At 54.5% G+C, this 20,474-nt stretch carries 20 protein-coding genes and 5 pseudogenes; 12 read left to right on the plus strand and 13 right to left on the minus strand.

The window, feature by feature from the left end; all coding sequences use genetic code 11:
• Nucleotides 1-2 precede the first annotated feature (2 nt).
• The 11 genes and pseudogenes from trx-GI to HV334_RS21185 all read right to left on the minus strand — a co-directional run bounded on the left by trx-GI (nt 3) and on the right by HV334_RS21185 (nt 9,305).
• The gene (gene trx-GI / locus HV334_RS21135; RefSeq protein WP_000786816.1) at nt 3-443 is read right to left on the minus strand and encodes a heat resistance system thioredoxin Trx-GI; all 441 of its coding nucleotides are present in this window, start codon (nt 441-443) and stop codon (nt 3-5) included.
• Nucleotides 433-1,578 carry a hypothetical protein gene (locus tag HV334_RS21140; protein WP_045282331.1) on the minus strand — a complete coding sequence of 382 codons (1,146 nt, stop codon included), beginning with the start codon at nt 1,576-1,578 and terminating at the stop codon, nt 433-435. The genes trx-GI and HV334_RS21140 overlap by 11 nt, the downstream gene beginning before the upstream one ends.
• Nucleotides 1,579-1,657: 79 nt before the next feature.
• Complete coding sequence (gene hdeD-GI, locus HV334_RS21145) at nt 1,658-2,269, minus strand: heat resistance membrane protein HdeD-GI (RefSeq protein WP_001090779.1); 612 nt, start codon at nt 2,267-2,269, stop codon at nt 1,658-1,660.
• An 89-nt stretch (nt 2,270-2,358) separates the two neighbouring features.
• Nucleotides 2,359-3,246 (minus strand): heat resistance protein YfdX2, encoded by an 888-nt coding sequence (yfdX2, locus tag HV334_RS21150; RefSeq protein ID WP_004118195.1) that lies wholly within the window; start codon nt 3,244-3,246, stop codon nt 2,359-2,361.
• 102 nt (nt 3,247-3,348) lie between these two features.
• Entirely contained in the window at nt 3,349-4,263 is a 915-nt protein-coding gene (gene yfdX1, locus HV334_RS21155; protein WP_181220864.1) for a heat resistance protein YfdX1, read from the minus strand.
• A 22-nt stretch (nt 4,264-4,285) separates the two neighbouring features.
• A pseudogene (gene hsp20-GI, locus HV334_RS21160) lies at nt 4,286-4,745 on the minus strand (small heat shock protein sHSP20-GI).
• Nucleotides 4,746-4,832: 87 nt separating this feature from the next.
• Nucleotides 4,833-4,976, minus strand: a complete 144-nt coding sequence (locus tag HV334_RS21165) for a hypothetical protein (protein ID WP_181221950.1) — start codon at nt 4,974-4,976, stop codon at nt 4,833-4,835.
• Nucleotides 4,973-7,822 carry a heat shock survival AAA family ATPase ClpK gene (clpK, locus tag HV334_RS21170; protein WP_016154561.1) on the minus strand — a complete coding sequence of 950 codons (2,850 nt, stop codon included), beginning with the start codon at nt 7,820-7,822 and terminating at the stop codon, nt 4,973-4,975. Before clpK ends, HV334_RS21165 begins: the two co-directional genes overlap by 4 nt.
• Before the next feature lie 105 nt (nt 7,823-7,927).
• A complete protein-coding gene (hsp20, locus tag HV334_RS21175; RefSeq protein WP_000350435.1) occupies nt 7,928-8,497 on the minus strand; it encodes a small heat shock protein sHSP20 in 570 nt (189 codons plus the stop codon).
• Nucleotides 8,498-8,531: 34 nt separating this feature from the next.
• The gene (locus HV334_RS21180) at nt 8,532-8,813 is read right to left on the minus strand and encodes a helix-turn-helix domain-containing protein (RefSeq protein WP_000643630.1); all 282 of its coding nucleotides are present in this window, start codon (nt 8,811-8,813) and stop codon (nt 8,532-8,534) included.
• 228 nt (nt 8,814-9,041) lie between these two features.
• Nucleotides 9,042-9,305: a hypothetical protein gene (locus HV334_RS21185; protein WP_001295708.1), complete on the minus strand. Its 264-nt coding sequence runs from the start codon at nt 9,303-9,305 to the stop codon at nt 9,042-9,044.
• A gap of 14 nt (nt 9,306-9,319) precedes the next feature.
• Here HV334_RS21185 and HV334_RS21190 point away from each other — a divergent pair, with 14 nt between their 5' ends.
• The 5 genes and pseudogenes from HV334_RS21190 to HV334_RS21210 all read left to right on the plus strand — a co-directional run.
• Complete coding sequence (locus HV334_RS21190; RefSeq protein WP_001247776.1) at nt 9,320-9,583, plus strand: transposase; 264 nt, start codon at nt 9,320-9,322, stop codon at nt 9,581-9,583.
• A pseudogene (locus HV334_RS21195) lies at nt 9,528-9,692 on the plus strand (transposase domain-containing protein); the annotation flags it as partial. The gene HV334_RS21190 and the pseudogene HV334_RS21195, both read left to right, overlap by 56 nt.
• A gap of 188 nt (nt 9,693-9,880) precedes the next feature.
• Nucleotides 9,881-10,123, plus strand: a pseudogene (locus HV334_RS21200) (transposase); the annotation flags it as partial.
• A 230-nt stretch (nt 10,124-10,353) separates the two neighbouring features.
• Nucleotides 10,354-11,694 (plus strand): IS110 family transposase, encoded by a 1,341-nt coding sequence (locus HV334_RS21205; protein ID WP_008786676.1) that lies wholly within the window; start codon nt 10,354-10,356, stop codon nt 11,692-11,694.
• Nucleotides 11,695-11,722: 28 nt separating this feature from the next.
• Nucleotides 11,723-12,616, plus strand: a pseudogene (locus HV334_RS21210) (IS3 family transposase); the annotation flags it as partial.
• Nucleotides 12,617-12,639: 23 nt separating this feature from the next.
• On the opposite strand, the pseudogene HV334_RS25405 reads toward HV334_RS21210, so the two are convergent.
• Nucleotides 12,640-12,774, minus strand: a pseudogene (locus HV334_RS25405) (EAL domain-containing protein); the annotation flags it as partial.
• A 44-nt stretch (nt 12,775-12,818) separates the two neighbouring features.
• On the opposite strand from HV334_RS25405, the gene HV334_RS21215 reads away from it, so the two are divergent.
• The 4 genes from HV334_RS21215 to HV334_RS21225 are packed head-to-tail and all read left to right on the plus strand — an operon-like array spanning nt 12,819 to nt 17,604.
• A complete protein-coding gene (locus HV334_RS21215) occupies nt 12,819-13,799 on the plus strand; it encodes an IS5-like element ISKpn26 family transposase (protein WP_181220865.1) in 981 nt (326 codons plus the stop codon).
• Complete coding sequence (locus HV334_RS25515; RefSeq protein ID WP_320157006.1) at nt 13,781-13,993, plus strand: hypothetical protein; 213 nt, start codon at nt 13,781-13,783, stop codon at nt 13,991-13,993. Before HV334_RS21215 ends, HV334_RS25515 begins: the two co-directional genes overlap by 19 nt.
• Nucleotides 13,923-17,075, plus strand: coding sequence for a type I restriction endonuclease subunit R (locus tag HV334_RS21220; RefSeq protein ID WP_181220866.1), 3,153 nt, complete (start codon nt 13,923-13,925; stop codon nt 17,073-17,075). Before HV334_RS25515 ends, HV334_RS21220 begins: the two co-directional genes overlap by 71 nt.
• 34 nt (nt 17,076-17,109) lie before the next feature.
• Nucleotides 17,110-17,604: a hypothetical protein gene (locus tag HV334_RS21225; protein WP_006809979.1), complete on the plus strand. Its 495-nt coding sequence runs from the start codon at nt 17,110-17,112 to the stop codon at nt 17,602-17,604.
• Between the two features lie 148 nt (nt 17,605-17,752).
• Here HV334_RS21225 and HV334_RS21230 read toward each other — a convergent pair.
• Nucleotides 17,753-18,450 (minus strand): IS1-like element IS1B family transposase gene (locus HV334_RS21230; protein WP_095033700.1). Its coding sequence is split into 2 segments (ribosomal slippage): nt 17,753-18,201 and nt 18,201-18,450, totalling 699 coding nucleotides; the frame shifts between segments, so codons are not numbered across the junction.
• 400 nt (nt 18,451-18,850) lie between these two features.
• On the opposite strand from HV334_RS21230, the gene HV334_RS21235 reads away from it, so the two are divergent.
• From HV334_RS21235 to HV334_RS21245, 3 genes are read left to right on the plus strand one after another with little or no spacing between them, the layout of a single operon-like run.
• Nucleotides 18,851-19,333: an Hcp family type VI secretion system effector gene (locus tag HV334_RS21235; RefSeq protein ID WP_047499203.1), complete on the plus strand. Its 483-nt coding sequence runs from the start codon at nt 18,851-18,853 to the stop codon at nt 19,331-19,333.
• Nucleotides 19,330-19,809, plus strand: a complete 480-nt coding sequence (locus HV334_RS21240; protein WP_047499201.1) for a DUF2778 domain-containing protein — start codon at nt 19,330-19,332, stop codon at nt 19,807-19,809. The genes HV334_RS21235 and HV334_RS21240 overlap by 4 nt, the downstream gene beginning before the upstream one ends.
• A complete protein-coding gene (locus HV334_RS21245; protein WP_047499199.1) occupies nt 19,809-20,075 on the plus strand; it encodes a hypothetical protein in 267 nt (88 codons plus the stop codon). The genes HV334_RS21240 and HV334_RS21245 overlap by 1 nt, the downstream gene beginning before the upstream one ends.
• Nucleotides 20,076-20,474: the final 399 nt, after the last annotated feature.

A 20,474-nucleotide genomic window follows, 5' to 3' on the forward strand; every position in this document is an offset into this window, starting at 1 on the left:
GGTCAGCGTCCCACTTGCGTCGACGTCCAGCGCACGATGTCCTGCGCGCCCATCACGCCGGCCTGACGGGCGATCTCCCGCCCACCCTGGAACAGGGCAAGCGTCGGGATGCTGCGGATACCGAACTGCGTGGCCAGGTGGGGCTCAGCCTCGGTATTCACCTTCGCCAGCCGGATCCTCGGTTCGAGCTGGTGCGCCGCTTGCTGGAACTGTGGCGCCATCATCTTGCACGGCCCGCACCATGGCGCCCAGAAATCGACCAGCAGCGGCAGATCGCTGCGCTCCACGTGGCGCGAGAACGTCGCCGTGGTCAACTCGATGGGCTCGCCCGTGAACAAGGGCTGCTGGCAGCGGCCACAGTTGGGATGTTCCGATAGCTTCGCAGTCGGTACGCGGTTGATGGACTGGCAATGCGGGCAGACAAGGTGAAGATCATTCTTCATGGTTCGCCTCCTTGGACCACAGTGAGGCTGCCTCGTTTCGGGTCACAGACAATGCCGACCAATCAACGCCTTGGAGCCAATCGTTCCCGTTTTTGCTTACTCCGGCCTCTTCCAGATGAGCAGCGATGAATGCTTCGGCCTGCATGAGCCACCTTCGGACAGCATCTTCCTTACTAGGAATCAGCAGGATTTCAGAGACGCTGCTGGCATTCAGCCCGTCCACACGGATAAGCAGAAAAATGCACCGCCACAAACGCGGCATGTCCTTCAGCAGGTCAAATGCAAAAGCGAACTCGCTCGACCGATCAATCAGCTCCTCCTGTTCCGCGATCGTTGCGACATCGGGATGCTGACTGCCAGCGAAAATATCGGCCAGCTTGAGTGTGTCATCGTGCTGATAAAATTCGAAGATTTCCTCTTCCACCATGGCCTCGGCCACGTCTTGGGCATCCGGTTCGACCGGCGCGTCCAGAGAAACGGATTCGCCAAATTGCCGGCTGCTTGCCACTTCGTTATCCAGGACGGCGAACAGATGCTTCAAAAGACCGGTGTAAGCCTCTTTTTCCCCCGGCACGGATTGCCATTCCACCTTAGCTCGGACAATCGCTTCATCCACCACGTCGCGCAGCGTCGGATAATCGCGCGGTAAATCGCCGACGGCCCGCAGATAAGCCAGCTCACGCCTTGCGACAGCCTCAAGTTTCGACAGTAGAGGCATTCGGGTCACCTCGGCCTCATGGGCGGCTGATGCGGGTTTTGCGGCAATCCGCACCTTGAGCTCGCGCAAGCGCTCGCGTCGTGCTTTGCGCTTGATTTGATCCTGAGCATGCAGTCGGTCAAAATGCTTCTTGGCCTGACGGAACAACGACTGTGCGAGCATCTGCGCGAGGGGCGTCAGCTCGTTATGTGATGCAGTAACGCTGACAATCTTTTTGCCGGGCAGGTGCATATAGCCACTGGCCAGAAATTGCCGCTTGATCTTGTCGCGATCAAGGACGATTTGAAGTCGCGCTGAATCTTTAGTGTGTTTGTCGAGCAATGGCTTGAGGGCGTGCTCGATCACATTTCCCAAAGCTCTCTGCCAAGGTTCATGAAACTCTTTGTCGATAGCTCGATAGCTATATTGTATCTGCATGTATGACTCCTTCGATGTCATTTCTATGGAGGCATGAATCGAGGATGCTCATATCCATAGATTTTGGTTTGGCACGCTCTTACCCCAGGCGCGTTTTGCGAAGACTCCAACTCAAGAACAAAAGCGTGACGCCATAGACTGCCGCATGGAAACCCAACAGCCAGCCTGCGGCCACGAATGACTCGACCGGACGGGTAAAAAATATCCACAAGACGATAGCACCAAGGATAATCGAGAGCAGTCCACTGAGGGCAAGCCAGATTTCACCCTTGATTTCCCGACGCAGCCGAACGGCGGCGGATATCTCCAGCACACCGGTGAAAATCGCCCAGAAGCCCACGCTAGCCCATAAAAAAGAAGCCAAGACTATCGTGGCGACCCAAGGAGCAACCAGGACGACGACGCCCGTAAGTATGCCGACAATGCCGCTGAACAGCAGCCAGCCCCAGCGCTCTTTTTTCTGGATATGGCGCACCGCTGCAAACAAGTTGAACGCGCCATTGACCAAGGAAAATGCGCCGAACATGATGGTCATGGCCAACAGAGCCGATTGTGGCATCCAGAACGCGAGGGCTGCAAAAATCAATGCCAAGACACCGCGCAGCACAAAAAGCCACCAATTTTGGCTCAGCGAACACAGTGCTTTGGTGGGGTCATCCGCATTGGAATTGGCGATGGTGTCTGTGTTCATGCAATATCTCCTAAAGATCTATACAAAATAAAAAATCAAACACTCATGGGACAAGAGAGGGGGCGCTATGCGCCCCCTCTCCAGCGGTTTCAGAACAACCTGGACAGTTTTGCCTTGACTTCATCGAGCCAGCCTTTTCCGCAGCCTCCCCCTCCCGTCTTTTCCTTGATTTTCTTGAGTTCAGCGTACAGGGGCTCAAAGTCCTTCCTTTTTCCATAGCCCAGCAGTTCTGCCATTTCCAACTGCTGCCGGGCTTCGTTCAACAATGTCTCCAGGCGCTCATTGGATGCTTCGCTGCGCTGACCATCTTCTACCAGGGGCTCGGCGCGCTTCAGGAGCAGCTTCGCACGCAGGACGGGCAGCGGAAGCACGCTGCGCTCCTCGACCAGCGTGCTGAGCGCTGACTGCAGCGCGGCTTTGGCTTCTTCGATCTTGCCCTGATCGATCAGCGGCACGACTGCCTTCACGGCTGCGGGATAGGACGCCAAAGGGATGTTGGTGACCGTGATCACGATTTCACTGGCCAGCAAAGCCAGCACGTGGCGAGCCTGTTGCACCTCGCCATGTTTGAGGGCATCCAGCGCCTCGTCGGTCATCGCCTCAATGGTTTCCGTGTTGGCGAACAAGTCGTGCACGATGGTGCGCACATCAACGCCGGCCAGGGCGAGCGTGGGTTCGCGCGCGACGATCAGCTCCAGCTTTCCCGTCACTTCGGCCAGCGTTGCCAATGCGCGTGCAGTGTCCTTGCCGTCAAGTGCGGCCAGCGCTGATTTGGTCAGCGACAAGGCCGAGACTGCCTCATCGAGGACTTGTTTACGTTTGTCTGCCGCCTGCGAGTCCGTTTCTTTCTGAACCTCAGGCTGTACCTCCGTGACGACTTCAGGCTTGGACTCTGGACTGACAGGAAGGCTGCTTACCGCGGCCTGTTCGTTTTTTCCTTCGTTCGTCGCATTGGGATTCGGTGTTTGCTCATTCATGGTGATATGCCTCGTATGAGATAGTGAAAATAGGCGAATCTATTGGGGCTGAATGCGAACATCGCGAGACTGACCGACAGAGCAGTCAGCCCCTTCATCACCTCAAAACAGCTTTTGGATGCGCGTCTTCAACTCGTCGAACCATCCCTTGCCGCTTTTGCCACCAGCCGACTTTTGCTCAATGGACTTCACCTGATCGAAGATGGGTTTGAAGTCCGCCTTCTTGCCATAACCCAGGATCTGCGCCATCTCGATCTCCGTGCGCACGGACGACAGCAAGGTGCTGAGCTCCTCGTTCTGCTTGGCATCGCGCCTGTCGGTCTCGGCCAGCTTTTCAGCTTTTGCCATCGCGGCTTCGGCCCGTAGCACGGGCAGAGGAAAGGCGACCGAGGTCACCACCAGCGTGTTCAGTGCTCGGACGAGTTCCGCTTTGGCGTTGTCGATCTCGCCGCTGTCGATGAGCCGTGCGGCCGACTTGATCGCTGCCGGGTACGTTGCCATCGGAAGGTTGTCGGTTTGGATTACGATTTCGCTGGCCAGATTGGCAACGATGGGCCGGGCCTTTTGCACCTCGCCATCACCCAACAACTCCCGAGACAACTTGACCGCTTTCTTTACCGATTCCACGTTGGCGTGGATATCGTGGGTGATGACGCGTACATCGACCGGCGCTAAAGCAAGTTTGGCGTCGCGTGCCAATACCAGTTCCAGCTTTCCGCTGGCCAGTTCCAGCGCAGCAAGCGCCTCCTTGGTCTTCTTTGCATCAAGGAGGGTCAAAGCCTCCTGGGTCTTGGTGAGCGCCGTGATGGCGTCTTGAGTGAGCTCGGCACGCTTTTTATCGGCTTCCCGGGCGGCCTTGTCATCTAACTGTGGCTGTGCCGCCTTGGATGCGGCAGAGGGTGCTGCAGCACCTGGGCTAGAACCTGCCGCCGATTGGGCCAGAGCCGGTCCGCTCAGTCCGACGACGACCGCCAGGGCAAGTGCGGAGAAGGTGTATTGTGGCTGTTTGATATTCATGATCTTGGGCTCTTGGTTGAAGTTAGTTGACTGAGATTTCAATCTGTTTCGGTTTGGCTTGCTCGGCCTTGACAAGCCGCACTTCCAGCACGCCGTCTTTCATGGAAGCCGTCACCTTGGTCGGATCAACGTTGTCAGGCAAGACTAAAGCTGCGCACAAAGCGGCCATACGCACGTTCGATGCGGTGGAACTTCTTGCCCTGCTCCTCTTTTTCCAGTTTGCGCTCGCCGCTGATGGTGAGCACACCGTTTTCCGCGCTGACGCGCACGGCATCCTTGGGGACCTCCGGCAGATCCAGCTTGAGGAGGAATGCGTTCTCATCCTCGCTGATGTCCGCCATTGGTGCCCAGTCCGCCGTGGTCATGGCTTCGTTGCCGGTACGGGCGCCCTGTCGCTGGGGTATTCGTCCGAACATCGTCGCCAGGCGGTTTTGCAATTCATCCAGTTCCCGGAAGGGGTCCCACGGAGTCAATGCAGACATATCGGTTCTCCTTGAACAATGCCGACGAATTGGATGACGCACTGAACAGAGCCGTCGGTTTACTCTGAATGGCACCTACTACTGTTTTCAGTTCCGAACAAGTCCTTGAGTCAATTGACGGATATCGCTTTCGTCGAGCGCTGTGCGCGCCAGCAGCTCGCGCGCACAGCGCTCCAGCACCGCGCGGTTGATGTCGAGAATCCGGTAGGCGTGCTCGAACACGCCCATCACGATGCGTCGCTCGCCGACTTCTTCTTGCGCGAGCCTTTGCCAGCGTCGCCGTGCGGCGTCTCGGTCGCCTTCGCGACATCCGGCTGCTCCGGCTCGGCCGGGGTCTGCGGTAGCTCTTTGCGTTCGAACACCACGCGTTCGGCCTTGTCGTCCCAGCGTGCGCTGGCGTGATCGCCCTTGCCGATGCTGCCACCGAGCATCTCGCGCGCCAGCGCAGTTTCCAGCTCGCTGCGGATCAGGCGCTTGAGTTCACGCGCACCGAACTCGGGTTTGTAGCCTTCTTCCGCGAAATGGTCGATCAGCGTCTGATCGAAAGTGAGCGTCACGCCCTGGCTGGCGGCGCTGCGCGCCACGCGATCGAGCTGCAGGCCGACGATGTGGCGGATCTCCTCCTTGCCCAGCGCATGGAAGACGATGATCTCGTCGATGCGGTTGAGGAACTCGGGCCGGAAGTGGCCGCGCAGCACGTCCATGACCTCGGCCTTGGTCTTTTCGTACTCCTCGTCGGCCGCCCCACGCGCCTTCAGCCGTCGCTGGATGATGTCCGAACCCAGGTTGGACGTGGCGATGATGATGGTGTTGGTGAAATCCACCACCCGGCCCTTGCCGTCGGTGAGGCGACCGTCGTCGAACACTTGCAGCAGGATGTTGTAGACGTCAGGGTGTGCCTTCTCGATCTCGTCGAGCAGCAGCACGCTGTAGGGCTTGCGCCGCACCTTCTCGGTGAGCTGACCGCCTTCGTCGTAACCGACATAGCCCGGAGGCGCGCCCACCAGCCGCGCCACGGTATGGCGTTCGCCATATTCCGACATGTCGATGCGCAACAGGGCGTGCTCATCGCCGTAGATCGATTCGGCCAATGCCTTGGCGAGCTCGGTCTTGCCCACCCCGGTCGGGCCCAGAAACAGGAAGGTAGCCACCGGTTTGCTGCCTTCGCGCAGGCCGGCGCGGGACAGCCGCACGGCATCGGCCACGGCACGGACCGCCTCGTCTTGTCCCACCAGGCGCTCGTGCAGCCGTTGTTCCAAGTGCAGCAGCTTTTCGCGCTCTTCCACCGTCAACTCGTTGACCGGGATGCCGGTCAGGCGCGAGACGATCTGCGCCACGTGTTCCGCCTTGACCTCGGCACTGCCGGAGGCCCGCTCCCGCTCCCAGTTCTCGACGAGCTTCTTGAGCTCGGCCTCCTTGGCTTCGATGCGCTTGCCGAGCTCGGCGGCCTGGTCGTACTGCTTGCGCGCGGCCACGTAATCCTGTTCACGCCGCAGCTGGTGCAGTTCGGACTCCAGCTCCTGCACGGCCACCGGCCGGGCCGTGGCCGACAGCTTGACGCGCGCGGCCGCCTGGTCGAGCAGGTCGATCGCCTTGTCCGGCAGGAAGCGCGCCGTGATGTAGCGGTCGGACAACTCGGCCGCCGCGATGATCGCGTCCTCGGAGATGCTGACCTTGTGGTGCGCCTCGAAGGTGTCGCGCAGGCCGCGCAGAATCATGATGGCCTGGGCCACCGTCGGCTCGGGCACCGTCACCGGCTGGAAGCGCCGCTCCAGTGCGGCATCCTTCTCGATGTATTTCTGGTACTCGTTCAGCGTCGTGGCGCCGATTAGGTTGAGTTCACCGCGCGCCATCATCGGTTTGAACACGTTGGCCACGTCCAGCCCGCCTTCGCCACCGCCCTGGCCGGCACCGACGATGGTGTGCACCTCGTCGATGAACAAAATCAGCTCGCCCTGGTGCTCGGTCACCTCCTTCAGCACCTTCTGCACGCGCTCCTCGAACTCGCCGCGATATTTGGCGCCGGCCACCATGGCGTTGATGTTGAGTTCCACCAGGCGCTTGTCGCGCAAGGTCTCGGGCACTTCACCCGCCACCATGCGCTGCGCCAGCCCTTCGACGATGGCGGTCTTGCCCACACCCGGCTCGCCGATCAGCACCGGGTTGTTCTTCTTGCGCCGGGCCAGCACCTCGATGGTGGTTTCGATCTCCTGCGCGCGGCCGATCACCGGGTCGAGCTTGCCGTCGCGCGCCATCTTGGTCAGGTCGCGCGAGTACTTGTCGAGTTCTGGCGTGTTGGTCGGCGTCTCAGCGCGTCCATCCTCGGCGCCCTTGCCGACCACCTTGCTGACCTGTTGGCGCAGCGCCTGCGGCGTCAGGCCGTAGCGGCGCAGCAGGTTGGCGGCCAGCCCTTCGCCTTCCTCGGCCAGACCGATCAGGAAATGCTCTGGACCGACATAAGAATGGCCGAGTTCATTGGAGGCCACGAAGGCGCGGCTGAGCGCATCCTTCACGCGCGGCGACACGCCGATCTCGCCCTCGAAGGGCTTGTCCCCGCGCTTGGCCTCAGACTCGATCTGCCGCTTGAGGTCATCGACCTTGATCTTGAACTGACCCAGGATGGTCTTGACCACGTCGCTGTCGGCCAGCGCCAGCAGCAGATGTTCGGTATCCACCTCGGAGCGGCCAAATTCGGCAGCGTGTTTGGCGGCCTCCTGCAACAAGGCTTCCGACTGTTCGCTGATGCGGCTGGCCAGCCCACTGCCGCGACGGCGCGGTGCACCCGAACCTGCGGCGGCGGGCTCGCCAAACGAGGCATCGACCACGTCATCGGTATCGGCGGCAACTGGCGTCGCGTCGTCGCCGATGCGGAAGAAGTCACTGCCGAGGAAGTCCTCGAACAGGCCGCTGCGCGAACCGAACAAGGCTTCCAGCGGCGAAACGGTGCGCTTTTGCTGGCGCACTAATTGCCGGTAATGGTCGTCGCACAACAGCATGGTGCTGTGACGACCGTTGAGATTGGCTTCCACCCGCACGGTGGCGGGTTGGCCGCAGACCTGGCATTGTTTTCTGGCCATGCTGATGCTCCTTAGAAGGTTGAAAAGGTTGAGGCGACGAGGCATCGCGAGCCGCGACACCTCGTCTCGGGCCGGGTTTTTCTTGTGACGAACGAGCCGGCGACGTCAGCCGTTGATCGGGATCGAGCGTCCCTGCTTCGGCGCACTGACCTCGCGCTTGTCGATCGTGACCGTGAGCACCCCGTTCTTGAACGATGCCTTGATCGAATCCTGGTTGGCGTCGTCAGGCAGGTTCAAGGCACGCTGAAAGCTGCCGTAGGAGCGCTCCACACGGTGGAAGCCACCTTCCTTCTTCTCCTGTTCCTGGCGCTTCTCGCCACGCACCATCAGCACGTCGTTGTCGAGGGTGATCTGGATGTCCTTCTCCTCGACACCGGGCACTTCCAGGGCAATCTTGTACTGCTTGTCGGTTTCCTGGATGTCCAGGGCCGGCTTCAGCATGCCCGACCAATCGGATGGCCACTGCGGCATGTTCAACGCCGGAAAACCGAAGCCCCGGAATGCGTCATCGAACAGCCGGTCGATTTCCCGATGCAGTTGCAGGATCGGGCTGACTGGCCCGCTCGCCGCTGGCAGGTCATTGCGCTGCACCGGCAGGGAAGAGGCGGTCTGCTGCTCTTGCTGCTCGTTCTTGAACCAGTTCCAGGGAGCCAACTTCTTGAAATCGATGTCCATGTCATACCTCCAGAAAAATTGGAAAACGAGTTACTCAAGCCCTTTGCCTGCTGCGACGGGCAGTGCGCCCAGGCGACACGGGCTGCTCGGATGACTTCTGCTGTTCACGCTTGCGCATCACCTCCTTCTTTGCTCCGGCTCGGGTCTGATCATTGATGCACTGATCGATTTCACTTTGACGAAGCCGCCACGTCCCGCCCACCTTGAAAGCCGGAATTTCCCCGTGTGCGGCGAGTCGATAAAGCGTCCGCTTGCCGACTTTCAAGTACGCAGCCAATTCATCGAGCGTGAAAATCACCTGTAGGTGCGCTTTCATCTCACCCTCTCCAATCGCGTCGCTTTGCGGTTCCGGCCAAGGAAATCCTTGCAATACTTTGTAATACTAGACCTACTATGAAAAACTTCAGGAGTCAAGAGTCAATGTGCAGCGTTCTCCCGCCCCATTGATGCAGGTCAACTGCTCAGGCAAGGCACAGGGGGGCGGCCTGATCAGGCAATGGACAGCGCCTGGCTCCTCAGCCTGCGTGTGCCACAGGCGCCTCGATCAAACACCGATCCTCACGTTGTAGCCGAGTGCCCGCAGCCCCTTGCTTGTCTGCATGTTCCTTGGCGGAAACTCGTCTGGGCGCGCCCAGACGACGATTTCCCCGAGGCTGCTCAGGCCAACGTGCGGAATTGCCCAGTCGTCGCTGCGGATCGCGTTCCAGAGTCGGGCCGAAACACTTCCGTTGCCCCAGACAACGTAGTTCAACAGTATCCGTCCGGCCAACACACCTTCCCGACACCGCCGCCGAAGGCCATGGCCCATCAAGCGGATTTTCCATGCGCCCTCAGCGCCGTACCTACAGCAAATCTTTCAAGGCCCAGGTCATTCAGGAGTGTTCTGAACCCGGTGCCTCCATCGCAAACATCGCCTTGGGCTACAGCCTCAATGCCAACCTCGTCCACAAATGGATTCGCCTGCTTACCCAGAAAACCACGGCTATCCAGCCAGCGTTCATCCCGTTGCCTTCTCAAATGCTCGGCGCGGGTTCGCATGCTCAAGCGCGCTGCTGCGATCATGAGTTTGATCCAGTCGGCCCGTAATAATGGGCACGATCCGTATGCCTATCTCAAGGATGTGCTGAGACGGTTACCGACGCAGCGAGCTAGTGAGATTGCAGAGCTGCTGCCGCATAGGTGGCATCCGGCATAGTCGCGCAAGATGGTTTGCCCGCATGCTTACGTTCAACAGCTCAAGCACCGTCCGCCCTTCGCGGGATCGTTGCCGCCAGAGCCACACGCCGAACTTTTCCACCTTGTCGTCGCCGGCCTGCGGTCTGAATCGCCACGGGTTTAACAGACACCTCAGAGTCATTTAAGATGGCTTAAAGAGAGGTGCCCATGAGCGGTAAGCGTTATCCCGAAGAGTTTAAAACTGAAGCAGTCAAACAGGTTGTTGATCGCGGTTATTCTGTTGCCAGCGTTGCAACACGTCTCGATATCACCACCCACAGCCTTTATGCCTGGATAAAGAAGTACGGTCCGGATTCTTCCACTAATAAAGAACAGTCAGATGCTCAGGCCGAGATCCGCCGTCTCCAGAAAGAGCTGAAACGGGTTACCGACGAACGGGACATATTAAAAAACTGTCCATGGGTGAAACCCCGTCCTGAGTCTCAGAAACTCCCCGGAAAAGTTGGCAGGCTAATTTAGCGAAGGAAGCAGCCGTCGGCCTTTTGGTGGTATGACCCCGTAAAAAAACATGGTTCAGGGACTGTGGCGGATCCGGCAGTGGTGACTTTGATCCCGTTCAGGAAGGTGATTTCTCCGTCGTCCCCTCCTTCGTTCATCGAAAAATGAGCAAGGAGATTTCCATGAAAAAATCCTCCCGAATGTCTGTTATCCATCCTCATGCTGCGGGCGTTGATATTGGCGCTGAATTCCACGTAGTCGCCGTTCCACCGGATGCTGACGCCGAGCCGGTCAGAACTTTTCAAAGTTTCACTGGCGACCTTCATCGGATGTCCGACTGGCTCAAAACCTGTCACATTACGACCATTGCCATGGAGTCCACTGGCGTTTACTGGTTGCCTGCTTTTGAGATCCTTGAGGCTGCGGGTTTCAATGTGATCCTTGTTAATGCCAGAGACGCAAAAAATGTTCCCGGTCGCAAGACTGATGTCAATGACGCACAGTGGCTGCAGAAGCTGCATTCATTTGGCCTTCTTCGGGCCAGTTTCAGACCTGAACACGACATTTCCGTACTCAGGTCTTATTTGAGACAACGGGAACGCCTGACTGAATACCGGGCTGCTCATATCCAACATATGCAGAAGGCGTTGATGCAGATGAATGTTCAATTGCATCATGCCGTATCGGATATTACTGGCGTTACCGGTCTTTCAATCGTCAGAGCTATTGTCAGTGGTGAGCGCGATCCTTCAGTATTGATCCAGTATCGTGATGTCAGATGTAAAAAGACGCCAGAGGTTCTTCAACAGGCACTGACAGGGAACTGGCAGCCTGAACATCTTTTTGCACTTGAACAGTCGGTGGCATTTTTCGATTTTTACCAGGAAAAAATCCGTGAGTGTGATGATCAAATCGAAACTTCATTATTGCAGCTCAGCACCGGAACTGAAGAGCCTGAAGGAGTATTGCCCTCCGCCAGACATCGTACAAAACAGCCCAATCAGCTTTCCTTTGATGTCAGGCCATTACTCTGGAAAATTACCGGAGCAGACCTGACACAGATACATGGGTTCGGACCTTATCTGGCACTAAAATTCGTTGCCGAATGCGGTACTGACATGAATCGCTGGCCGGATGCGAGCCATTTTACCTCGTGGCTGTGTTTGTCCCCGGGGAATAAGATCTCCGGTGGAAAAGTACTGTCCTCGAAAACACGGCGTTCATCCAGTCGAATTGCTGCTGCACTAAGACTGGCAGCCACAACAATTGGCCGGAGCGATACAGCGCTGGGTGCTTTTTATCGTCGATTATCATCCCGTATCGGGAAAGCAAAAGCAGTCACTGCAACGGCAAGAAAACTGGCAATACTGTTCTACAATGCCCTTAAATACGGTCAGAAATATGTCGATCCTGGCGCGGATTATTATGAAGAGCGCTACCGTAATCGCGTACTCGACGGGCTTAAACGAAGGGCAAAATCACTGGGTTACTCTCTCCAGCAAGATCCCGAGTTATGCGTGTGAACCGGGAGTTTCTCAGGAAAGCTGCGGCGTACTTCGCAAAGCTGTCCGACTGAGGTACGCCTTTATCCGTGACAACTCCTGTTGCTGGCCTGTTCGCCTGCTCTGTCGGGTGCTGGATGTTCATCCCAGTGGTTTTTACGCCTGGCTTCAGCAGCCGCATTCACAACGCCATCAGGCAGACCTGAGACTGACAGGACAGATTAAACAGTTCTGGCTGGAATCGGGATGCGTCTATGGTTATCGCAAAATCCATCTGGATCTGCGTGACAGCGGGCAACAGTGCGGAGTAAACAGAGTCTGGAGACTGATGAAACGTGTCGGAATAAAGGCTCAGGTCGGATACCGAAGCCCGCGGGCACGTAAAGGCGAGGCCAGTATCGTGTCACCCAACAGGCTCCAGCGACAGTTCAATCCGGATGCTCCTGATGAGCGTTGGGTAACGGACATAACCTACATCAGGACCCACGAAGGCTGGCTGTATCTTGCCGTTGTTGTTGATCTGTTCTCACGCAAAATTATCGGCTGGTCCATGCAATCCCGGATGACAAAGGACATTGTCCTGAACGCACTGCTGATGGCTGTATGGCGGCGTAATCCCGAAAAACAGGTGCTGGTTCATTCGGATCAGGGCAGTCAGTACACAAGCCATGAGTGGCAGTCGTTCCTGAAATCACACGGCCTGGAGGGTAGCATGAGCCGTCGCGGTAACTGCCATGATAATGCGGTTGCAGAAAGTTTTTTCCAGTTGTTGAAACGTGAACGGATAAAGAAAAAGATCTACGGAACGCGAGAAGAAGCCCGCAGTGATATTTTTGATTACATCGAAATGTTTTATAACAGTAAGCGTCGGCATGGTTCTAGCGAACAGATGTCACCGACAGAATATGAAAAACAGTATTATCAACGGCTCGGAAGTGTCTAGATTATCCGTGGCGATTCACCTTGTTCGTATAGGAAAAGCCGCTTCCTATCTAAATCCCAAGATGAAATTACGAACTCAGGGTGAAGGGGGCGTCCATCTGAGGCAATGAAGCGAGTGATCAGCTCAACGCCTAAGGAAGGTGCGAACAAGTTCCTGATATGAGATCATCATATTCATCCGGAGCGCATCCCAGAGGGACATCATGAGCCATCAACTCACCTTCGCCGATAGTGAATTCAGCACTAAGCGCCGTCAGACCCGAAAAGAGATTTTCCTCTCCCGCATGGAGCAGATTTTGCCATGGCAGAATATGACCGCTGTCATCGAGCCGTTTTATCCCAAGGCGGGCAATGGCCGACGGCCCTATCCGCTGGAGACCATGCTGCGTATTCACTGCATGCAGCATTGGTACAACCTGAGCGACGGTGCCATGGAAGATGCCCTGTACGAAATCGCCTCCATGCGCCTGTTTGCCCGATTATCCCTGGATAGCGCCCTGCCGGATCGCACCACCATCATGAATTTCCGCCACCTGCTCGAGCAGCATCAACTGGCCCGTCAATTGTTCAAGACCATCAATCGCTGGCTGGCCGAAGCAGGCGTCATGATGACCCAAGGCACTTTGGTGGATGCCACCATCATTGAGGCACCCAGCTCTACCAAGAACAAAGAGCAGCAACGCGATCCGGAGATGCATCAGACCAAGAAAGGTAATCAGTGGCACTTTGGCATGAAGGCCCACACTGGTGTCGATGCCAAGAGTGGCCTGACCCACAGCCTAGTCACCACCGCGGCCAACGAGCATGACCTCAATCAGCTGGGTAATCTGCTTCATGGAGAGGAGCAATTTGTCTCAGCCGATGCCGGCTACCAAGGAGCGCCACAGCGCGAGGAGCTGGCCGAGGTGGATGTGGACTGGCTGATCGCCGAGCGTCCCGGCAAGGTAAAAACCTTGAAGCAGCATCCGCGCAAGAACAAAACGGCCATCAACATCGAATACATGAAAGCCAGCATCCGTGCCAAGGTGGAGCACCCGTTTCGCATCATCAAGCGGCAGTTCGGCTTCGTGAAAGCCAGATACAAGGGGCTGCTGAAAAACGATAACCAACTGGCGATGTTATTCACCCTGGCCAACCTGTTTCGGGTGGACCAAATGATACGTCAGTGGGAGAGATCTCAGTAAAAACCGGAAATAACGCCAGAAATGGTGGAAAAAATAGCCTAAATAGGCTGATTCGATGTGTTTGCGGGAAAAAAATCGGCCCAGATCCGCGAAATTTTAATCAGCGAGTCAGCTTGGGAAGAAATGACCTGCTTATTCGCACCTTCCCTAAGCGAAGACGATTTAGAACAGCAATGCCTGCAATGGTTTGCTGAACAGGGCTGGGACGTGCTGCACGGGCCGGATATCGCACCGGATGGCGATAACCCGCTGCGTGCCTCATTTCATGATGTGTTTCTGCGCCCGGTAATGCTGGAGCAGCTGCAAACCATCAATCCCCATCTCCCTGTTTCCGTGCTGGAGGAGGTGATACTGCGTATCGCCCATGCGCACAGCCCGGATCTGGTCGTCAGCAATAAAGTCTTTCATCACCTGCTGCTCAATGGCGTACCCGTTGAATATAAGCATGAAGACAAGGTAATTCACGATAACGCGCTGTTAATGGATTTCAACCATCCAGACAACAACCGCTTTATGGTGGTGAACCAGGTCGCCATTCAGGGAATAAAGCAGGTTCGTCGTCCGGATATCATTGGCTATATCAACGGTCTGCCGGTGGCGGTGATTGAGCTGAAAAGCCCCATTGATGCTAACGCCGATATCTGGGCGGCGTTTAACCAGTTACAGACCTATAAAAACGAATTGAGCGATCTGTTTATCTGTAACGAAGCGCTGGTGGTGAGCGATGGGCAGAATGCGCGCATTGGCTCTCTCACGGCGGATGAAGAGCGCTTCCTGCCGTGGAAAACGGTGGCGAACGAAAATGACAAACCGCAGTTTGACTGGCAGCTTAAAACCGTCGTGCAGGGCTTTTTTAACCGTGAATTATTGCTCGATTATATCCGCTATTTTGTCCTGTTTGAGAATGACGGCAAACGGCTGATTAAGAAGATTGCCGCCTATCACCAGTTCCATGCAGTGCGTGAAGCGGTGACGGCGACGATTGTGGCCTCGACCGGTAAACACCTGCCGTTGCACAGTAATATTCAGCCCGGTAGTAAAAAAGCGGGGGTCGTCTGGCATACCCAGGGTTCCGGCAAAAGTATCTCTATGTGCTGCTATGCCGGGAAACTGCTGCAACAGGCGGAGATGAACAACCCGACCATTGTGGTGGTGACGGATCGCAACGATCTCGACGGCCAGTTATACGCCACCTTCTGCCAGGCACAGGATTTGCTGAAGCAGACGCCACTACAGGCCAACGATCGAGATGAATTGCGCGAGTTGCTTAATGCCCGTGAATCCGGCGGCATCATCTTTACCACCGTGCAGAAGTTTGCGCCGCTGGACGGTGAGCAGAGCCATCCGGCACTCAATCAGCGCAGCAACATCGTGGTGATTTCGGATGAAGCGCACCGTAGCCAGTATGGCCTGAGCGCCACGCTGGACAGACAAACGGGTGTCTATAAATACGGCTACGCAAAACATATGCGCGACGCGCTGCCGAATGCGTCGTTTATGGGCTTTACCGGCACGCCGATTGCCTCGGAAGATAAAGATACCCGTGCCGTGTTCGGTGATTATGTCTCTATCTACGACATTCAGGATGCGGTCGATGACGGCGCAACGGTGCCGATCTACTACGAATCCCGGCTGGCAAAACTCGACCTGAACCATGAAGAGCTGGAAACGCTATCCGATCAGGTCGATGAACTGGTAGAAGACGAAGAGACGGGTCAGCAGGAGAAAACCAAAGGCGACTGGAGCCGTCTGGAAAAGCTGGTCGGTTCAGAGCCGCGTATCAAACAGGTAGCGGCCGATCTGGTTCAACATTTTGAAACGCGCAATGCTGCTATGAACGGCAAAGCGATGATTGTCGCCATGAGCCGCGAGATCTGCGTGAAACTGTACGATGCCATCGTGGCGATCCGCCCGGAATGGCACAGTGAAGACGTTGAACAAGGGGCGATCAAAGTCATCATGACCGGATCGGCGTCAGATAAAGACCATCTGCAATCGCATATCTACAACAAACAGACCAAAAAACGCCTGGAAGCCCGCTTTAAAGATCTGAACGACCCGCTGAAACTGGTGATTGTGCGGGATATGTGGCTGACCGGGTTTGATGCCCCGTGCTGCCACACCATGTATATCGACAAACCGATGCGCGGCCATAACCTGATGCAGGCGATTGCCCGCGTTAACCGTGTGTTCCGGGATAAACCCGGCGGACTGGTGGTGGATTATATCGGCATTGCCAACGAGCTGAAGCAGGCACTGAAAACCTATACCGATTCAAAAGGCAAAGGACAGACGACGGTTGATGCCCGGGAAGCCTTTGCGATTCTGCTGGAAAAAATGGATGTCATTCATGGGATGTTTGCCCGTTCGGCGGGTAAGCCGGGATTTGATTACACGGGCTTCTCCCGCGATCCGCTGGCCTTCTTGCGTGATGCCGTGAACTACATTCTGGGACTGGATGACGGTAAAAAACGTTACCTCGATGTCTCGCTGGCGATGAGCAAAGCCTGGTCACTATGTAACACGCTGGATGAGGCCGAACCTTTGCAGGAAGAGTTCGCGTTTCTTTCGGCGATCCGGGTGGGGCTTATCAAACTCGATCCGAAGGCCAAATTTAGCCAGTCAGAAAAAAATTCGCTGCTGAGTAAAATTCTTGATAATGCGGTCGTCGCGACCGGCGTTGAAGATGTGTTTGCTTTGGCTGGATTGGATAAGCCGAACATAGGTTTGCTGTCGGATGAGTTCCTGGAGGAAGTGCGGGAAATGCCGCAGCGTAATCTGGCTGTAGAATTGCTGGAAAAACTGCTCAATGACGGGATTCATGCACGTTCCGGTAATAACGTAGTGCAGCAGAAGAAATATTCTGACCGCCTGAAAGCCGTACTGCTCAAATACAATAACCGGGCGATTGAAACCGCGCAGGTGATTGAAGAGCTGATCCAGATGGCGAAAGCGTTCCAGGAGGCGATGGCGCGTGATGATGCGTTAGGGCTGACCCCGGATGAAATCGCCTTCTATGATGCGCTGGCTGAAAATGAAAGTGCAGTGCGTGAACTGGGCGATGATACGCTGAGAAAGCTGGCCATCGAAGTGACATTGAAATTGCGGCAGTCCACCACCGTGGACTGGCAGGTGCGTGAAAGCGTGCGTGCCCGATTGCGTATTCTGGTGCGCCAGACGCTGCGTAAGTATAAGTATCCGCCGGACAAAACGCCGGGCGCCGTGGAACTGATTTTGAAGCAGGCAGAAGTGGTGTCGAACAGCTGGACAGTCTAAAACGTTCATCGATTATCTTGACGGAGGTGGTTCAATGTCGGTTACTGTAACAGTTGAAAAAGTAGGGGCGGCATTTGCATTGATCAAATGCCACCATAGGCCTGAAGCAGAATATGAATTTACTGGTGAGTTTCTCGGGCTTTCACACGAGCTGAAGTTTGCAGGGAAGAATTTACGAGAACTGAGAGAAACTGGCTGTTCTATTTATGGAATTTATCAGGATGAATACGGCATGACCTTACTTCCTGATCATCCCGGCATTAAACTGGCCGAAATACTAGCGGTATCAAATATAGGACTGAATAAATTTTCGGTTTACATGGGATGTCGCGAGCAAGAGATAGTTGAATTGTTGAACGGTTCAGTTTCACTGACGAAAGCTATGGCACTCCGGTTATCGCATGTAGTCGGTGGAAGTTGGTCGAAGTGGATGTTAATTCAAGAGCAGTTTGAATTACAGTTGGCACAACGAGAGATTAAAGAATTAATGATTTTGACTAATATCGGGGATGAGGTCGTTGGATTATAGTAAAACAACCATCTTTAACTGATGGGTTTGGCCTTTCCATCCATAAGAAAGGCCATCGTTGTAAAAAATAAATTACCCGCGACTGCAGCCGAAATTACGGTCCCCATCACCGACTATTTTAGTTCTTACTTTGGGTAATGACTCCAACTTATTGATAGTGTTTTATGTTCAGATAATGCCCGATGACTTTGTCATGCAGCTCCACCGATTTTGAGAACGACAGCGACTTCCGTCCCAGCCGTGCCAGGTGCTGCCTCAGATTCAGGTTATGCCGCTCAATTCGCTGCGTATATCGCTTGCTGATTACGTGCAGCTTTCCCTTCAGGCGGGATTCATACAGCGGCCAGCCATCCGTCATCCATATCACCACGTCAAAGGGTGACAGCAGGCTCATAAGACGCCCCAGCGTCGCCATAGTGCGTTCACCGAATACGTGCGCAACAACCGTCTTCCGGAGCCTGTCATACGCGTAAAACAGCCAGCGCTGGCGCGATTTAGCCCCGACGTATCCCCACTGTTCGTCCATTTCCGCGCAGACGATGACGTCACTGCCCGGCTGTATGCGCGAGGTTACCGACTGCGGCCTGAGTTTTTTAAATGGCGGAAAATCGTGTTGAGGCCAACGCCCATAATGCGGGCGGTTGCCCGGCATCCAACGCCATTCATGGCCATATCAATGATTTTCTGGTGCGTACCGGGTTGAGAAGCGGTGTAAGTGAACTGCAGTTGCCATGTTTTACGGCAGTGAGAGCAGAGATAGCGCTGATGTCCGGCAGTGCTTTTGCCGTTACGCACCACCCCGTCAGTAGCTGAACAGGAGGGACAGCTGATAGAAACAGAAGCCACTGGAGCACCTCAAAAACACCATCATACACTAAATCAGTAAGTTGGCAGCATCACCCAAATATTCTATCATTACATTGGGCTGCTCACGATTGGCGGCCAGCATCTCACCCGAAAGTGAGCCACATAAAAATCCATGATGATCAACAAAGAAAAATGCTTCAGAATTTAAAGACCACTTATATTCTTTTTTTTAATTCCAAATTACTGCATTTATGAATTTTTTATGTTTCTCGATTTCAATATTCTCCATTATACTTTCCTTTCATTTATTTTTTATATAAATCCAAATAACACATTCACATATATGTTATTTACCAGCTTACAATAACATTATTTTGGACATACTTGCGGCTTAGGTTATAGGATTTAGTCACCTCATTAACTAAAAGGCGTTTATGTAATGGCTATTCCTGCATATTTATTTTTAAAAGACGACGGCGGCGCGGATATCAAAGGTTCAGTTGATGTCCAGGATAGAGAGGGAAGCATTGAGATTCTATCTTTTGATCATGGTCTGCATATTCCGACAGACAGCAGAACCGGAAAACTCACCGGCACCAGGCAACATGCCCCCCTTAACTTTCAAAAAGAGTTCGACTCTTCCAGCCCGTATCTTTACAAGGCTATTGCCACCGGGCAGACACTTAAAAGCGCAGAATTTAAATGGTACAGAATTAACGACGCCGGGCAAGAAGTTGAATACTTCAACATGTTGCTTGAGAACGTGAAGATCGTCAGCTCCGCGCCGCATATGCTCGATATCAAAAACCCGGCGACCGAAAAACATAATCATCTTGAAAACGTAGCCATGCGGTATGAGCGGATTACCTGGAAATACTGTGATGGCAACATTCAGTTTTCTGATGCGTGGAATGAAAGATGATCCGGTGCACCTTCCATCTTAATGGCGGACAGCTATCAACATTAAGTTGCCCGGGCGTGGGTTTTTTCCCGGCGTACTCAGGAAATGCAGGGCCACACAGGAATAACCCGGCCTCGATTACAGTAGTAAAAAAAGGGCCATTGCCGCCCGGTCTTTACTACATCGTGACGCGCCAAAGAGGCGGGCTTCACTCCCGATGGCGGGATATGGTGCACGGCTTAGAGAGCGGCTCAGATCGCGATCTATGGTTTGCGCTTTATCGCCAGGATAGCCAAATTGATGATATCTCATTCATAGACGGTGTTGAGCGGGGTAACTTCCGTTTACATCCCGCGGGTAAATCGGGCATTAGTGATGGCTGCATTACGCTACCCAGCCATGCAGATTACGCAATCTTACTTGAGGCTTTATTAAGCACACCATCAGTTATGGTTACGGCTCAATTAAAAGCGTTCGGCACAATACAGGTGTACTGATGAAACCGGCCACACATGTTTTTTTATGGCTTTCTGAACTGCTCGCCCTGACAGTGGTTTACACCCTGCTTTGTTACTTCATCCCTGATGAAGCGTTTATGGCGTGGTATGAGGAAAACTATGGATTCATACAGGAAGCGCACTGGAATGACGGGTTTTCACTGATTCTGTATTTTCTGGCTATAGCCATCACTACGTTTGCGATCTGGTTTATTGCTGCTGCCAGACAGAGGAAGTGGAAAAAATCACAGGGTGAAAACACATGACGTTTACGTGTCCAGGCTCTGCCAACGTATTACCTTGTGATTCGAACATGACCACCTGACAGGTGGCTACAGCGGAAATACACCACAAACGCGCCGAAGTTATTAGGCGCGTTTTTATTACCTGTAACTTTTAACGCCCCACAATCCATACTCAAAAAATCACAAAAATTACTTTATATAAAAAAGTGTCCACCTGTTCACCTTTTGGGTTTTTATTATATTTATCATGAAATTAAGTGGTTAACATCCACTTCAGCCACGTCGATAATGTCCAGCTTGTTAGCTAAGACCAAATCAACTGAACCTGGCTGATAGCGCTCTACCTGTTTGCACCGAAATGTGAAATGAGTAACAAGAAAAACAAGTCAGGCAGGGACGGAAAGTGTTTCACGTGATAAG

This window comes from Citrobacter sp. RHBSTW-00944 (assembly GCF_013615435.1).
Classification (GTDB): Bacteria; Pseudomonadota; Gammaproteobacteria; order Enterobacterales; family Enterobacteriaceae; genus Citrobacter; species Citrobacter braakii.